Raw genomic sequence first — 14,486 nt, 5'->3', positions numbered from 1 at the left:
TGACAGCAGACAAAACACAAGGATGATACCATGAAAAACAATAAATGCAAAACCCCTTCCCGTTGGGGAGAAAAACGATATCACACATGGAATCACCATTTGCGCCGGGTTTTTGGGCAAAAAGTGTTTAAGGTGGCGTTGGACGGCGGATTTACTTGTCCCAACCGGGACGGAACCGTGGCCGTCGGCGGATGCACGTTTTGCAGTGCACGCGGCTCCGGGGATTTTGCCGGAAACCGGCGTGATAATTTATTAAAACAATTTCACGAAGTCAAAACGCGGATGCATCAAAAATGGCCGGAAGCCAAATACCTTGGCTATTTTCAAGCTTTCACCAACACCTATGCCCCCGTGGAAACATTGAAAAATATGTATGAAATCATTTTGGAACAACCGGGCGTTGTCGGCTTAAACATCGCAACACGGCCGGACTGCCTGCCGGATGATGTGGTGGAGTATCTGAAAGAACTCAACGAACGGTCTTATTTGTGGGTGGAGTTGGGATTGCAAACCATCCATGATGAAACGGCCAAAAGGATCAACCGCGGACATGACTTCGCCTGTTTTCTGGAGGCCGTGGATAAACTGAGGAAACACGGAATCCGTGTCTGTGCCCATATCATTCACGGCCTGCCGGGCGAAACCGAAGAAATGATGCTGGAAACCGTCAAAGCTTGCGCTGACATGGATATCCAAGGGATCAAAATCCATTTGCTGCATGTATTAAAAAACACGCCGATGGCGAAGCAATATGAAGCCGGGCTCATCCGGTTTTTGGAAAAAGATCAATATATAAGTTTGATCGCCGATTCCCTGGAACTTCTCCCACCCGACATCGTCATTCACCGGTTGACGGGCGACGGGCCCCCGGACTTATTGATCGGCCCGATGTGGAGCACCAACAAATGGAGCGTGCTCAATGCCATTGACGCCGAATTGAAAAAGCGCAACGCATGGCAGGGAAAAAAAGCCAAACCGCGCAAGCCGCTGACGCCTTCCACATCCATGTCAGGAGGAAAAGCATGATTCTTCCATCCATCTTGCAAAGTGCCCACCAATGGGCGTCCGAAGCATTAACTCCCGGCGGGACGGCCATCGATGCCACAACGGGAAACGGCCATGACACCTTGTTTTTGGCCAGGCAAGTCGGACCGGACGGACAAGTCTTCGGCTTTGACATTCAAGAACAAGCCATCCAAAAGACCCACCGGCGTCTCTTGGCGGAAAATGCACATCGTCAAGTCACATTGTTCCAAAAAAGCCATGATCAAATGCACGAAGTGTTGCCGGAAAAACTCTTGGGAAAGGTCCAAGTCGTGATGTTTAATCTGGGCTATCTCCCGCACGGGGACAAAACGATCATCACCCGTCCCGACACCACCGTCCGAGCCATGCAACAGGCCCTCCAATTTTTAACATCCGGCGGACTGCTGATTGCAGCTCTGTACACCGGCCATCCGGGCGGACAAGAAGAAGCCGGTCACGTCATTGAGTGGGCTTCCGGCTTGTCCCCCCGTTCTTTTCAAGTCATGTGGCAACAGATGATCAACCGGGACCGGTCCCCTTCATTGCTGATGATCGAAAAACGGTCATAAAAAGACGGATCCCCGCTCCGGCGATCCGTCTTTTTATAATAAAAACATCTTCCCGGCTTCCTGGAAGATGTTTGATTGCTGATTTATGAAACATTATCGGTTTTTTCTTTGCTTGGCTGCAAGGGCACTCAGTCGTTCTTCGCTGCTTTTCATCCATTTCTTCATCATGTCTTCGAAGTCCGTCGAACTTCTTCGACCGGACCGTCCTCCTCTTCGATCACGCGGACGATCCGCCTGGAGCGCTTTTATTGACAAGGAGATTTTTCCTGAAGGATCAATAGAAAGCACTTTCGCTTTAACTTTTGCACCTACTTGCAACTCATCTTCAACTTTTTCCACATATTTTGTCGAGATTTGAGAAATGTGAACCAAACCCGTTTCTCCGGATTCCAGTTTGACAAATGCGCCGAACGGTTTGGTGGTAACCACTTCCCCTTCTACGACGGCCCCTTCCTTTAACACGCTCATTATAACACTCCCGAAGTGTAATTAATTCTGTACAAAAGTACCATTTATTTTCGTAAAAGTCAATGGGTAAAAATGTCTTCGCACCCGATGATGCGCTTGTTTTATTTATCTCCTTGTCTCCACAGATCCAAACCTTTGCCTTTAAAATATACACAAAACCATGGCAAAATATGCACTTGATTTCCCACCTGTTTCTTAGTTTAATATTTTTCTTATAAGGGAATTTGAAAGGATATGTGATTGTATAATCCCTTTCTGATTCTGTTGGACAGACCTGAGGCGGGGATGAAGCGGCAACATCCTCCATGAAAAACCCGTGCCGCGCAAACTTTATTGTTGGGAGGCTACTTTTGTGCATCATTCGGTGAATGACGTGAAAATCATTGAGGAAAAGGCAAAGAAAGATCAGGCGGAAGAAAGAAAAGCGATCCGGGTGGTTCGGGAAGCAACCAAAACCCATTTGAAAAACGAAAACAATCATCATTCAAAATAAACCATTCCCAGCCGAATCCTTCTCAAAAAAGGAGAACCCCTGTACCGGGTTCTTCTTTTTTTGTTCCTTACCAAAAAAATAAATGATCCTATTCACCTTATCCGGATAATTATGTTATACTAATCGGTGATTTAATATATCACAATCGATTCGGAATCTCATTAAAAGGTGGATGTAAATATGAGCATGGTTATCCCGACGAAAAATGAACCTTCTCTTCACCTCGGGGGAAAATTGCACATCAACCTCCCTGTCAGCCAATTGGTGGAACACGCCATCTTGAGAAAAGAAGCCGTTTTGACAGAATCCGGCGCCATTTGCGCAACCACAGGGGCTTTTACCGGACGTTCACCCAAAGACAAATTCATCGTTCAGGAACCTTCCGTCGATGGACACATCGACTGGGGAAGCGTCAATCAACCCATGGAACCGGAGAAGTTTGAACGTTTATTAAAACGGTTACAAACCTATCTGGCAGAAAAAGAACTCTACATTTTTGACGGTTTTGCCGGCGCAGACCCCGCTTACCGCCTTGCGATCCGGGTCATCAATGAGTATGCCTGGCAAAACCTGTTCGTACATCAGCTTTTTATTCGCCCTTCAAAAGAAGAACTGGAAACGCACGAGCCGGAATTCACCGTGGTTTGTGCCCCGGACTTCAAAGCCGATCCGAAATCGGACGGAACCCGGTCCGAAACGGTGATTGCCGTCAGCTTTGAGCACAAAATGGTGATCATTGCCGGAACCCGTTATGCAGGGGAAATGAAAAAATCCATATTCAGTGTCATGAATTACTTGCTGCCGGAACATGGTGTGCTGCCGATGCATTGCTCTGCAAACATCGGGAAGGAAGGAGACGTGGCCCTCTTTTTCGGACTGTCGGGAACCGGAAAAACAACGTTGTCCGCAGACCCTGAACGCTCGTTGATCGGAGATGACGAGCACGGCTGGTCCGACCAAGGGGTGTTTAACATGGAAGGCGGTTGCTACGCCAAATGCATCGGCCTTACCGAAGAAAAAGAGCCGCAAATCTACCGTGCCATCCGCTTTGGCTCCGTTCTGGAAAATGTCGTGGTGGATCAAGACGGGGTTCCCGATTACGAGGACGCTTCGTTAACCGAAAACACACGCGCCGCTTATCCCATTCATCATATTTCTGGATCAGTCATTCCGGGGATCGCCGGACACCCGAAAGTCATTCTCTTTTTAACGGCGGATGCTTTTGGAGTATTGCCCCCGATTTCCAAGTTGACGCCGGAGCAAGCCATGTATCATTTCTTGTCCGGCTATACGAGCAAGCTGGCCGGAACCGAGCGGGGAATCACGGAGCCGGAAGCCACTTTTTCCACATGTTTCGGCGCTCCGTTCCTGCCCCGCCCAGCATCGGTTTACGCGGAAATGTTGGGCGAAAAAATTGACAAACACCAAGTCGATGTTTACTTGGTCAACACCGGCTGGACCGGCGGGCCTTATGGAACCGGCAAACGCATGGATTTGAAATATACGCGCGCCATGGTCCGTGCCGCCATTTCCGGGGAACTGAAAAAAGCGGATTATGAAACGGATCCCATTTTTGGTTTGTCCATGCCCAAAACCTGCCCGAACGTCCCGGATGAAATATTGAATCCGCGCAACACTTGGGACGATCCAAAAGCTTATGACGAAAAAGCACGGGAATTGTCCCGTCGGTTCCACACCCATTTCGCGAAATTTAAAAATATCAAGGATAAAATTCGTAACGCCGGCCCCCGGCTCTGAACTTTTCTTTTAAAAACAGCTCTTATTTTTCAAGAGCTGTTTTTTTTATTAACAAAAACGCTTATTTTATATTTTTTGACATCCTGTTATCTGTTGAAATCAATGTAATCTATTGGTATGATCAGCAAAGGTGAAGCTTGGACGAAAGAAAGGAAGCTCAGTCATGTCAACAAAACCTGTCATTATCGGTGTTGCAGGAGGAACCGGTTCAGGCAAAACGACCATTGCCAAAAAACTGGTGGAACAGTTTTCGGAATCCGTGGTTTATCTGGAACAAGATTCTTATTATAAAGATCAATCCCATTTGCCTTTTGAAGAACGCATCAAAACCAATTACGACCATCCTTTGGCCTTTGACAACGATTTGTTGTATCAACATCTCCTTCAGCTGAAAACCTACCAACCGGTTCAAAAACCCGTTTATGATTATGCACGGCACACCCGGGCAAAAGAATCCGTACATCTCGAGCCCAAAGATGTCATCATCTTGGAAGGCATTTTGATTTTGGAAGATGAACGTTTGCGCAATCTGATGGATATCAAAATTTTTGTTGACACGGATGCGGATGTCCGGATTTTAAGAAGAATTGACCGCGACATCAAAGAAAGAGGAAGAGATCTGGATTCGGTGATCAACCAGTATCTGACCGTTGTGCGTCCGATGCACATGCAATTCATCGAACCGAGCAAACGTTATGCCGACATCATCATTCCTGAAGGAGGGCACAATCAGGTGGCCATCAATCTTTTGCTCAATCAAATCCGGACTTATTTGCAAAAAGCTCCTTCCTTTTCCAATAAAAAAGCCTAGATCGCATTCACGACCTAGGCTGGATTTCTTATTTGCTTTCTTCTTTCTGCTCTTCGAGCTCTTTCAGCTGATCGCTTAACACGTGGAGACGATGCTTCAATTCTTCGCCCCACTCTTTATCATTTAATACTTTTGATACTCTCAACAAGTCAAGTGAATGATCAATTTGTTCGCGCAAGATGGGTTCAAAGTCTTCAGACTCTTGAAAACTTACGCCATATTCTTTCCATTCAGCGATCATTTCGGGGGTAATGGTATCTCGGAGGGTGACTTCTCTTACGCGATCTTCCCGAGCGTACTCCACCACTAGCTCGAACTCTTCTCTCACCGATGGATGAACTTGAACGTCATGGCAAACCGGACAGTACATCAGTGGCACCTTATGAACCATGACGGACTCTGAACGATACGATCCGATAAATCCGATGGTTGATGCGCCACAACAATAACTCATCTGCGATCCCCCCTGTCCCACTCATGATCGGCGACATATCCTGGTGCGATTCGGTTTTATAAAGGATAAGGCGTCTTATACATATTTTATCACAAATCACTATTATCCAAACATATTTATACAAAGAAAAAACATGACAATTTTTTCTGTTCACCGAAAATCTTCACTTTTAAAAATCTCCTGATCCGGGGAAGGGGCCGCCCGGGCCGCCGGAAAGCACAAAAATATCCTCCTGTAAAAAATCTCTTTTTCACCGAGATTTTCCTTCAGGAGGACAAATCAGGCCGTGACGGCACATTAAGAATCAGTCTTCTTCACTGACCATCGCTTCATATTGGCTTGCATCCAACAATTTCTCCAGTTCGGAGGGATCGGACATTTCCAACACGATCATCCAACCGTCTCCATAAGGGGATTCATTCACATTTTCCGGCGAATCTTCCAGTCCGCTGTTAACCTCAAGAACTTTTCCGCTGACCGGAGCATAAAGTTCCGAAACCGTTTTCACGGATTCGACACTGCCAAACGATTCTTCGGCAGCCAGTTCCTGTCCTGCCTCAGGCAATTCCACAAAAACAATGTCTCCTAACTGGTTTTGGGCAAAGTCCGTAATCCCGATGCGAACTTTGTTGTCTTCCAAAGTTTCCACCCATTCATGTTCTTTGGAATACCGCAGTTCTTTTGGCACGTTCATTGTTCGATTCCCTCCGTTATTGAATTTCTCCCGACATCCGTTCCAGCGGGCGCTTTAACATGGACAATGCCTTGGCGCCGGCGAAACGGTGTCTTAATTGACCTTTGGCATCGAATAAGTAAAATGCCGGTACATACTCATTCTCAAAGGCATCCACAACAGCATGCTTGTTATCGATCCCTTGAGGATGTTTCAATTCATATTTTACGATAGTTTCTTTCACCGCGTCTACATCTGTATCTTTTTCCGAACGCGGGACATGAATACCTATAAATTCCACATGCGGATGTTCTTCCCGCAGTTTGTTCAATTCTTTAAACCCCATTTTGCACAACTCGCAACTGACGGACCAGAAATGAACCAGCACGGGTTGTCCCGTGAGCTCGTCGTTTGAAACCTCTTGATTCACCCATTCCGTGACGCCGCCGATGTCCGGCAATGCCGTCCGCAACCGCAGAACCATGTGCCATTCCTCCCGTTCCGTATGAATAAAGGCCCGACACATTGTCAGGCCTTCCGGCTTGCTTGCCCGTAAACTTTTTTAAGACCGAATGAAACATTACAGCCATTTTTCTTTGAACTCTTCTTCTTTAAAACCAACCGTGACCTGGTTCCCGTCGGTAATGACCGGGCGCTTGATCAGCATCCCGTCCGATGCCAAAAGATCCAACTGCTCTTCTTCACTCATCTCTTTCAGCTTTTTGGACAATCCAAGTTCACGGTATTTCTTGCCGCTGGTATTGAAAAACTTTTTGACGGGCAGTCCGCTTTTGGAAACAAACTGTGCCAATTCATCCCGGGAAGGAGGGTTTTCGACGATGTTTTGCTCGGTGAAACGCACGCCGTGTTCCTCCAAAAATTTCTTGGCCTTACGGCACGTCCCGCATTTCGGATACCAGTACATTTTCAGTGCCAATTTCAGCCCTCCTTATGTGGACATCATTATTTCTTATTCTATCCTGAATAAAATTATTTGAACACTTGGCCGCCTCTTTTATATTCCACATCCGCCACATTTTCCCTCACATTGGCCACCCTTGCCGCGACAAAGAAAAAGTCGGACAAACGGTTTAAGTAGCGGCGGACTTCCTCATTGGTCTCTTGTTCACGGCACAATGTCACCACCATGCGTTCAGCACGGCGCGCCAGCACGCGGCAAATGTGCAAAGCGGCGGCTCCCCGGGTTCCACCCGGCAAAATAAACCGTTTTAACGCCGGGCACTCTTCCTCATAATGATCAATCCAGTTTTCAAGGCGACGGACCATCTCCGCATTCACCTTATATTGCCGCTTTTCCCCCGCCTGTGCCAGGTCGGCTCCGGCATCAAACAATTCATGTTGAATTTCGGTCAAATGCCGGATCAGATCGGAAAACTTTTCGTCATCCAACCGGGTGATGGCATCACCGACAAACGCATTCAGCTCATCGACGGTTCCATAGGCTTCCACGCGGATGTCATCTTTATCCACACGTCCGCCGATCACACTGGTTTTTCCTTCATCTCCCTTACGGGTGTAAATTTTCATGATATCTCCTCCTGATCAACACCCCTGGCGGATGTTAAAAGAATTTGCGGAACATGGAGGGTCGGATGATCAATGACAACCGGCTTGACACCATATACTTCTTCAACGAGGCCGGGCTCGATCACCTCCCACGCCGTTCCGGTTCTTACCAGCTTTCCGTCTTTCAGCACCAGCAGTGCATCGCAATATTGGGCGGCCAGGTTTAAATCATGCAGGACCACAATCACTGTCAATCCGTACGTCTTTTGCCAGTTTTTCAGCCGGTCCAGCACCGCAAGTTGATAATGAATGTCCAAATAAGTGGTTGGTTCATCCAATATCAGCAACCGGGGCTCCTGCGACATCACCCGGGCGATGGATACCCGTTGCCGTTCCCCTCCGCTCAATTCAGAAACCGGACGGTGTCTGACCGGGTAAACCTGCGTTTCCCGCATGATCCGGTCCACCACCCGCCGGTCTTCCCCGGTCTGTCCGAAAAAGCGGCGGCGGTAGGGATAACGTCCCATCAAAACAACTTCTTCAGCCGTGAATGAAAGATCCGAAACCTGTTCCTGCGTCAATACCGCCCATTTTTTGGCTCTTTCTTTGAGCGGATACGATTCAAGCGGCTTATCATCCAACCAAACCTTGCCGGCATCGGGAGCATCCTCCCCGGTGAGAAGGCGCAGCAATGTGCTCTTTCCGCTTCCGTTCGGACCGATGATGCCCAACATTTCTCCTGGTTTGACTTGAAAAGAAATCTCTTTCAACACCCAGCGTTGCCCCATCTTTTTCGCCAGTCCGGCCGCTTTTAACATCGTTTGTCTCCTTTCATCCCTGACTTCTCTGATGTCTGCGCAAAATGCCCGCGAAAAAAGGAGCCCCCACAAAGGCTGTCACCACACCAATCGGGAGTTCCCGGGGTGCCAGCACAATCCGGGACAACCCGTCGGCCCAAATGAGAAAGGAAGCCCCGAACAGCGCCGACAAGGGAAGCAAATACCGATGATCCGCCCCCGTCAACATGCGCATGATGTGGGGGACCACCAATCCGACAAAGCCAATCATTCCCGAAACGGAAACAGCCGCACTGGTCATCAGGGAAACAATGATCAATAAAAATATCCGCATTTTTTCCACATGAATACCCAGATGGTGAGCCGATCTTTCTCCCAACACCATCAAATTCAGCTCCCGTGAAAACCGCCAGCAAACGAGAAAGCCGATGAGAAAAAATGGCAACAGCAAACCGATGTGTTGCCACCCGCGAAAAGCAAAACTGCCCATCAGCCAAAACTGAATCCGCTGCATTTCCTCCGGGGAAGTCGAAATGGCCAAAGTCAACACCGCACTGAAAAACGCTTGGACCACCACGCCGGCCAGAATTAATGAACTCGCCTGCGATGCTCTCCGTCCTCTCCCAAGCTGAAGCACCAACAAAAGTGCCAGACAAGCGCCCAGAAAAGCAAAAAGAGGAAGCATCCAACCGGACCGGTCCCCCCAGCCGGTGATGATAACCAAAGCCGCTCCGACAGCCGCACCGGAGGACACCCCCAGGATATACGGGTCCGCCAAATGATTTTTGAGCAATCCCTGATAAATCACTCCGGCCGTCGCCAGACAAGCTCCGACCAAACCCACCAACAACACCCGGGGAAGCCGCAACTCCCAAATAATAGCGGCATCGGCTTCATCCATGTTCAACCCGTCCGCCAAACCGGTATGTTGCAAAATAACTTTCCACACCGTCCAAAATCCGACATCCGTGCTTCCCAGAAAAACCCCCAGGGAAACGGAGAGAATCAGGGCAACCAACAACCCTCCTCCCCACAACCACTTCCTTCTTCCGATCGTCATCGGGCACTCTCACCAAACCTGTCAGGATACAATGTTTCAGCCAATTGTTTGACCCCTTCGTAAACGCGCGGCCCGGGACGGCTCAACAAATCCGGATCCAGTGCGTAGACCCGGCCTTCCTGAATGGCACGGATGGATTGCCAGCCTGCCCTTTTCTTAATTTCTTCGATATTGCCATGCAACGAAACAATCACATCCGGATTCCATTTCACCACTTGTTCCGGAGAAACTTTGGGCCATCCTTTCAGCCCTTGCGCCACATTTTTTCCGCCGGCCAATTGGAACAATTCATTCATAAAGGTGTCTCCCCCGACCGTATACAAGTTGTCGTCCAATTCAATCCACACTTTCACCCGTTTTTCTTCCGGAACTTGAGCCACCTTGGCATAAACCGTCCGCAATTGTTTTTCCATTTTGGCAACCAATTGATCCGCCTCTTTTAGATGATTGGTTGCCTGCGACAAGATGACAATGGCCTCATAAATCTCTTTGGTGCTTTGGGGATCGGCCACCAACACGGGAATCCCCATTTTTTTCAATTGATCCAGAACTTCTTTTTCATTTCCGGAACTTGCCACAACCAGATCCGGCTTTAAAGCCACCACTTGTTCCGCATTGATTTGGAATGCACTGACTTTGGGCAAATTTTTGACTTCCTCCGGATAATCATCCTGATCGGTTACTCCGACCACTTGCTTTCCTGCTCCCAGTGCGAATAAAAGCTCCGTGTTGCTCGGCATCAGGGATACGATACGCTGTGGCTCTTTTTCAATCTGAACCAGATTGCCCGTCTGATCTTTTACGGTCAGCGGATAATGGACGCTTCTGTCTTGCATCGGCCCGTATTGCACGGCTGAATCATCCAGGTTTTGCGGGGAACAACCGGCAATTCCGCCGATCAAGACCAGAAGTGCGATCCCCAGGAAAAGAACTTTCCACTTGAATCGTTTCATGTTTGAACTCCTCTCTGTGGCCAATAAAAAAACCCGTGCTGACGGGGCACAGGAGTTACATGCATGCAAAACACCAGCCCGGCATGAGACACACAACGGGCCAAGTGCATACGTCTCTCCTCACCCCCGAAGGAGAACGTAAGTAAACAGAAAAGGCAGGTCTCCTGGCTTATGGGTCATCGTCAGGCTCGCCTTCCCATTTTCTTGCGAAAACAGTGGCATTAAGAGCCGTCCTCCCCAAATACAGTGGCGGGGCCGCGCCGGATTCCAACCGGTCTTCCCTATTACCTTTCTCCCATCGGAGAAAGACCTTTTCTTCTATTCACTTCGTTCGTTATCATTATAAAAGAAAGGAAAACGGGTTTCAATTTTCAGACCTGCAGCGGAAGGGAGAGACCACACTTTGCTTAAAAAATCTTTTTCTTTTGATTTGGGAAAAGAAAATCGCGTCATCCGCGGAGATATCCGTTTGCCAAAACCGCAACTACCTGCGCCGGTCCTTTTCATTTGTCACGGTTTCAAAGGATTCAAAGATTGGGGATTTTTCCCTGTATTGGCCGAAAAACTGGCAGAAGCCGGCTTTGTCACCGTCACGTTTAACTTTTCCATGAATGGAATCGGCGAGGATTTGGAAAACTTTACGGAGTTGGAGAAATTTTCATTGAACACCTTCAGCCGGGAACAAGAAGATTTGGCCTTTTTAATCCAAAAGGTCCGCGAAGGGGACTTTCCGTATGCGGATGCCATCGATCCGGGACGAATCGGACTTTTCGGCCACAGCCGCGGAGGAGGCAACAGCCTGATCCATGCCTTGGATCACCCGGATCGGATCAAAGCGGTTGCTGTTTGGAACAGCATTCACCGGGCCGACTTCTTTGCTCCTGAAGTGATGGACGACATCAAGCGCAAGGGAATCGGTTATATATCCAATGCACGCACCGGACAACTATTGCCCGTCCGCCGGGAAGTCATCGATGACATCCGGCAGAACCGGGAACGGTTTGACATCAAAAAACGTCTGCCGGATCTGCATCTTCCTCTGCTCATCGTACAAGGAACCGAAGATCTCCCCGGATTTATGGAAGGAGCAAAAGAAATGGCTGATCTGGCAGACAAGGCCACGCTTCGTCTCATCGAAGGGGCCAATCACACCATGGGTGCGGTTCATCCTTTTGAAAAAATGACTCCGCAGCTGGAAGAGGCGATTCAAACCACCTCCTCTTTTTTTCTGAAGCATTTGTCTCCTGAACAGGTATAATGATAGCAGGTGCATCATGTAAAAAGCAGGTGAATGGAATGCAAACGCAGAAACCGTCTTCGGATTGCCCGGCGGGGGAAACCCGGAAAAGCCACCACCCCGACAAAGTGAAAAACAATCTGATTTCCAGGCTCAACCGCATTGAAGGGCAAATTCGCGGTGTCAAAAAAATGATCGACAATGATACTTACTGCGATGATGTGTTAAATCAGATTGCAGCGATCCAATCGGCTTTAAACAGTGTGGGCAAAATCCTTTTGGAAGGCCATTTGAGAAGTTGTGTGGTGGAACGTCTCCAAGAAGGCGAAATGGAAGTGATTGACGAATTGCTTGTGACCATGAATAAGTTGATGAAATAAGCAGTGAAAATGCAGACAGGTTGGCGGATCCCGCCAACCTGTCTGCTTAAGGGGGTCAAACGTTTTGGATTTCTACTTGCCATCAGTGACGCGTGAGAACATGAGATCATCCATTTACAAATTGGAAAGGAAAGTTGTTTTCTCTGCTCCATCCATTGTTGCATCGTCATGCTGCGTCTGTTTGCTTCTCTATCTATTATAACGGATCATGCTTCGGAAAAGTTTCAACAAAAAATGAAAAAATAAAATTTTAAACCGTGATGGAGACATCATGACTTTCAAACAACTTTACGGCGGTTTTCTCACGCATATACACCAAATAACGCGTGTAAAGACGCCACATTCCCTGCCAGAATTCATCCCCGGCCGGTTGGTACACCACTTTCAGCCCGATCGCTTTGGCCTCCTCATAACCGATGACTGAACCGTGATTCGGATATTTGTCTATGTTGATCAACGTCTCGGCAATCCGCTTGGCCTTCAGCAGATTGTTTTTATACATGGACCGGCTCAACCACTTGATGGCCAAACGTTTCGAATGTTCAATCGATTTATGGCAAAAGTCAATCAATGCCGCATCCACGCCCTGCAAAAAAGGAAGATAGGCTGCATTTAAAGGTTGTCCATTTGCATGTTCTTTTTTAATCAATTCGAGTCCGTTCAGGAAAGCTTGAGCGGGCCGGTATTGATAACCGAGCACGGTCGGAATCGAAACCTGAGGATCGATCGGACCCAGTTCCGATGTGTCGCTCATCACAATTTCATCCGCAGCCAGGCTGATCAAGGTGGCCGCACTTTTGGCTGCCTGCGGGACAATCACCCGAAGATGCCTGGTTTTGGAAAACAGCGTGTGCACCAATGTTTCCGCCGCATTCGGATCGCCACCGGGGCTTTCGATGATCAAATCCACATCACACGAGTCCTCCAAAGAAGAAACAATCTCATAAAACGGAGCAATATCTTCCCGGGTAATGGCGCTGTCCGGATGGGTCAGGTTCGCCATGTACACCAAAATGCGGCGCCCCGTCTTCTTTTCCAATTCTCTCATCAATGCCTGCCGTTCGTACCGGTCGCGATGGACAGCGTGATAAAGAGGACTTTGCTTTGGAAATTGTTGGTGATCCATGGAATCTCCTTCTCTTTTCATTATTGGCTTTGATAGGGACGGCCGTACAACTTTTCTTTCGTCGGCTTGATTCCCAAAGCCTCCATATCCCTTTTCAGCTTTTGCACCGATTTGGCAAAGCACTCAAAATCATTCCGGTTGTTTTCGCGCAACAATTTCTCTTTGGCTGTAAGGAGTGTGTCAAACATCGCTTGCTTCCCTCCTTGTCTCATTCGCAAGCTCCTTTTTTTAGTATACTATATGCATTCCCTTTCCGAAAGATCACGGTGATTCCCCCGACTTTCCATTGTTGGGCACTTTCCCGTTTGCTATACTAATATATTAAGTCGATTCCATAAAGATAGGAGTTTTACAGTGAAATACACCGGATTTTTAGAGCCGCTTCAGCATCGCCCCGCCCGGCCTGTACACTATGAGCTGAAAGTGGATGACCAAGTCATCCCTTTGAATGATTTTTTGGGCAGGGAAATGGAAATCCGATTTCTGGATGAATTGCGATGCCGGTATTGCGGACGGAAAACCAAAAAATTTTACGGTAACAACAGCTCATGCTTTCCTTGTTTTAAAAAACTCCCGGTCAATGATCTTTGCATCGTCAAACCGGAATTGTGCCATTTCCATCAGGGAACTTGCCGGGACAACGCCTTCGGCGAGCATCATTGCATGTGCCCCCATATTGTTTATCTCGCTTTATCCAGCGATATCAAAGTCGGCATCACGCGAAAAAGCAACCGGTTCAACCGCTGGATCGATCAAGGGGCGGTGCAGGCATTGCCCGTTTTGGAAGTGGCTACACGCAAAGACGCCGGCGAAGCGGAAGTGTTCCTTTCCCAATTCATTACGGACAAAACCAACTGGCGCAAAATGCTGAAAAATGAAATCAATGACGCGGATTTGTATCAAACCCGGAAAGAACTGATCAAAAAACTGCCGGAACGGTTCCAGCCTTGCATCCTTCCTGAAACGGAAATTCATGAATTCACTTATCCCCAGCTTCAAGTTCCCGATAAAATCACTTCCCTGAACTTTAAAAAACAACCGGCCATCCGCGGGACATTGATCGGCATCAAAGCACAATACTTAATCTTTGACACCGGAGTATTTCAGGTGCGCAAACATGCCGGATACAAAATTTCCATTTCGCTTTGAGCATT

The 14,486-nt window shown here is 48.1% G+C and carries 19 protein-coding genes and 1 riboswitch; of the genes, 8 read left to right on the top strand and 11 right to left on the bottom strand.

Annotation, left to right across the window (positions count from 1 at the left end; translation table 11 throughout):
* Nucleotides 1-30: 30 nt before the first annotated feature.
* Complete coding sequence (mnmL, locus tag FA954_RS03345; RefSeq protein ID WP_049720542.1) at nt 31-1,026, top strand: tRNA modification radical SAM protein MnmL/YtqA; 996 nt, start codon at nt 31-33, stop codon at nt 1,024-1,026.
* On the top strand, nt 1,023-1,595 hold the full coding sequence (mnmM, locus tag FA954_RS03340; protein ID WP_037992970.1) for a tRNA 5-(aminomethyl)-2-thiouridylate-methyltransferase MnmM: 573 nt from the start codon (nt 1,023-1,025) through the stop codon (nt 1,593-1,595). Before mnmL ends, mnmM begins: the two co-directional genes overlap by 4 nt.
* Nucleotides 1,596-1,688: 93 nt before the next feature.
* Here the strand turns inward: mnmM and FA954_RS03335 are convergent, their stop codons facing one another.
* Nucleotides 1,689-2,063 (bottom strand): S1 RNA-binding domain-containing protein, encoded by a 375-nt coding sequence (locus FA954_RS03335; RefSeq protein ID WP_037992972.1) that lies wholly within the window; start codon nt 2,061-2,063, stop codon nt 1,689-1,691.
* A gap of 352 nt (nt 2,064-2,415) precedes the next feature.
* On the opposite strand from FA954_RS03335, the gene FA954_RS13600 reads away from it, so the two are divergent.
* From FA954_RS13600 to udk, 3 genes are all read left to right on the top strand, one after another.
* Nucleotides 2,416-2,556, top strand: a complete 141-nt coding sequence (locus FA954_RS13600; protein ID WP_156097692.1) for a hypothetical protein — start codon at nt 2,416-2,418, stop codon at nt 2,554-2,556.
* Between the two features lie 180 nt (nt 2,557-2,736).
* Nucleotides 2,737-4,314: a phosphoenolpyruvate carboxykinase (ATP) gene (gene pckA / locus FA954_RS03330; RefSeq protein WP_138614860.1), complete on the top strand. Its 1,578-nt coding sequence runs from the start codon at nt 2,737-2,739 to the stop codon at nt 4,312-4,314.
* Between the two features lie 163 nt (nt 4,315-4,477).
* Nucleotides 4,478-5,125: a uridine kinase gene (udk, locus tag FA954_RS03325; RefSeq protein ID WP_037992976.1), complete on the top strand. Its 648-nt coding sequence runs from the start codon at nt 4,478-4,480 to the stop codon at nt 5,123-5,125.
* A gap of 28 nt (nt 5,126-5,153) precedes the next feature.
* Here the strand turns inward: udk and FA954_RS03320 are convergent, their stop codons facing one another.
* From FA954_RS03320 to FA954_RS03285, 8 genes are all read right to left on the bottom strand, one after another.
* Nucleotides 5,154-5,579 carry a hypothetical protein gene (locus tag FA954_RS03320; protein WP_037992978.1) on the bottom strand — a complete coding sequence of 142 codons (426 nt, stop codon included), beginning with the start codon at nt 5,577-5,579 and terminating at the stop codon, nt 5,154-5,156.
* A 304-nt stretch (nt 5,580-5,883) separates the two neighbouring features.
* Nucleotides 5,884-6,273 (bottom strand): glycine cleavage system protein GcvH, encoded by a 390-nt coding sequence (gcvH, locus tag FA954_RS03315; RefSeq protein WP_037992979.1) that lies wholly within the window; start codon nt 6,271-6,273, stop codon nt 5,884-5,886.
* 16 nt (nt 6,274-6,289) lie between these two features.
* A complete protein-coding gene (locus FA954_RS03310) occupies nt 6,290-6,736 on the bottom strand; it encodes a TlpA family protein disulfide reductase (protein ID WP_231564551.1) in 447 nt (148 codons plus the stop codon).
* A gap of 96 nt (nt 6,737-6,832) precedes the next feature.
* The gene (locus FA954_RS03305) at nt 6,833-7,189 is read right to left on the bottom strand and encodes an arsenate reductase family protein (protein ID WP_037992981.1); all 357 of its coding nucleotides are present in this window, start codon (nt 7,187-7,189) and stop codon (nt 6,833-6,835) included.
* Between the two features lie 53 nt (nt 7,190-7,242).
* Nucleotides 7,243-7,800: a cob(I)yrinic acid a,c-diamide adenosyltransferase gene (locus FA954_RS03300; RefSeq protein ID WP_037992983.1), complete on the bottom strand. Its 558-nt coding sequence runs from the start codon at nt 7,798-7,800 to the stop codon at nt 7,243-7,245.
* The gene (locus FA954_RS03295; protein ID WP_037992984.1) at nt 7,797-8,597 is read right to left on the bottom strand and encodes a heme ABC transporter ATP-binding protein; all 801 of its coding nucleotides are present in this window, start codon (nt 8,595-8,597) and stop codon (nt 7,797-7,799) included. Before FA954_RS03295 ends, FA954_RS03300 begins: the two co-directional genes overlap by 4 nt.
* Before the next feature lie 13 nt (nt 8,598-8,610).
* A complete protein-coding gene (locus FA954_RS03290) occupies nt 8,611-9,636 on the bottom strand; it encodes a FecCD family ABC transporter permease (RefSeq protein ID WP_052186589.1) in 1,026 nt (341 codons plus the stop codon).
* Nucleotides 9,633-10,589, bottom strand: coding sequence for an ABC transporter substrate-binding protein (locus FA954_RS03285; protein WP_037992985.1), 957 nt, complete (start codon nt 10,587-10,589; stop codon nt 9,633-9,635). The genes FA954_RS03290 and FA954_RS03285 overlap by 4 nt, the downstream gene beginning before the upstream one ends.
* Before the next feature lie 137 nt (nt 10,590-10,726).
* Nucleotides 10,727-10,918, bottom strand: a riboswitch (cobalamin riboswitch).
* Between the two features lie 74 nt (nt 10,919-10,992).
* Between FA954_RS03285 and FA954_RS03280 the strand changes: the two genes are divergently transcribed.
* On the top strand, nt 10,993-11,847 hold the full coding sequence (locus FA954_RS03280; protein ID WP_037992987.1) for an alpha/beta hydrolase family protein: 855 nt from the start codon (nt 10,993-10,995) through the stop codon (nt 11,845-11,847).
* Between the two features lie 38 nt (nt 11,848-11,885).
* Nucleotides 11,886-12,206 (top strand): metal-sensitive transcriptional regulator, encoded by a 321-nt coding sequence (locus FA954_RS03275; RefSeq protein WP_037992988.1) that lies wholly within the window; start codon nt 11,886-11,888, stop codon nt 12,204-12,206.
* 250 nt (nt 12,207-12,456) lie between these two features.
* Here the strand turns inward: FA954_RS03275 and FA954_RS03270 are convergent, their stop codons facing one another.
* Nucleotides 12,457-13,332, bottom strand: a complete 876-nt coding sequence (locus FA954_RS03270) for an SDH family Clp fold serine proteinase (protein ID WP_049720548.1) — start codon at nt 13,330-13,332, stop codon at nt 12,457-12,459.
* A gap of 20 nt (nt 13,333-13,352) precedes the next feature.
* The gene (locus FA954_RS03265; protein ID WP_131470908.1) at nt 13,353-13,544 is read right to left on the bottom strand and encodes a hypothetical protein; all 192 of its coding nucleotides are present in this window, start codon (nt 13,542-13,544) and stop codon (nt 13,353-13,355) included.
* A gap of 142 nt (nt 13,545-13,686) precedes the next feature.
* On the opposite strand from FA954_RS03265, the gene FA954_RS03260 reads away from it, so the two are divergent.
* Nucleotides 13,687-14,481 carry a DUF2797 domain-containing protein gene (locus tag FA954_RS03260; protein WP_037992990.1) on the top strand — a complete coding sequence of 265 codons (795 nt, stop codon included), beginning with the start codon at nt 13,687-13,689 and terminating at the stop codon, nt 14,479-14,481.
* Nucleotides 14,482-14,486: the final 5 nt, after the last annotated feature.

This window comes from Thermoactinomyces vulgaris (assembly GCF_005886755.1).
In the GTDB taxonomy this organism is placed as follows: Bacteria; Bacillota; Bacilli; order Thermoactinomycetales; family Thermoactinomycetaceae; genus Thermoactinomyces; species Thermoactinomyces vulgaris.
This window is presented reverse-complemented; position numbering and strand designations above follow the sequence as displayed.

Coding starts and splice junctions, on each gene's coding strand:
- gcvH (WP_037992979.1), bottom strand. CDS start 6,273: ATGAACGTGCCAAAAGAACTGCGGTATTCCAAAGAACATGAATGGGTG.
- FA954_RS03270 (WP_049720548.1), bottom strand. CDS start 13,332: ATGGATCACCAACAATTTCCAAAGCAAAGTCCTCTTTATCACGCTGTC.
- FA954_RS03285 (WP_037992985.1), bottom strand. CDS start 10,589: ATGAAACGATTCAAGTGGAAAGTTCTTTTCCTGGGGATCGCACTTCTG.
- mnmM (WP_037992970.1), top strand. CDS start 1,023: ATGATTCTTCCATCCATCTTGCAAAGTGCCCACCAATGGGCGTCCGAA.
- FA954_RS03295 (WP_037992984.1), bottom strand. CDS start 8,597: ATGTTAAAAGCGGCCGGACTGGCGAAAAAGATGGGGCAACGCTGGGTG.
- FA954_RS03265 (WP_131470908.1), bottom strand. CDS start 13,544: ATGAGACAAGGAGGGAAGCAAGCGATGTTTGACACACTCCTTACAGCC.
- FA954_RS03275 (WP_037992988.1), top strand. CDS start 11,886: ATGCAAACGCAGAAACCGTCTTCGGATTGCCCGGCGGGGGAAACCCGG.
- FA954_RS03290 (WP_052186589.1), bottom strand. CDS start 9,636: ATGACGATCGGAAGAAGGAAGTGGTTGTGGGGAGGAGGGTTGTTGGTT.
- FA954_RS03335 (WP_037992972.1), bottom strand. CDS start 2,063: ATGAGCGTGTTAAAGGAAGGGGCCGTCGTAGAAGGGGAAGTGGTTACC.
- FA954_RS03310 (WP_231564551.1), bottom strand. CDS start 6,736: ATGGTTCTGCGGTTGCGGACGGCATTGCCGGACATCGGCGGCGTCACG.
- FA954_RS03320 (WP_037992978.1), bottom strand. CDS start 5,579: ATGAGTTATTGTTGTGGCGCATCAACCATCGGATTTATCGGATCGTAT.
- FA954_RS03300 (WP_037992983.1), bottom strand. CDS start 7,800: ATGAAAATTTACACCCGTAAGGGAGATGAAGGAAAAACCAGTGTGATC.
- pckA (WP_138614860.1), top strand. CDS start 2,737: ATGAGCATGGTTATCCCGACGAAAAATGAACCTTCTCTTCACCTCGGG.
- mnmL (WP_049720542.1), top strand. CDS start 31: ATGAAAAACAATAAATGCAAAACCCCTTCCCGTTGGGGAGAAAAACGA.
- udk (WP_037992976.1), top strand. CDS start 4,478: ATGTCAACAAAACCTGTCATTATCGGTGTTGCAGGAGGAACCGGTTCA.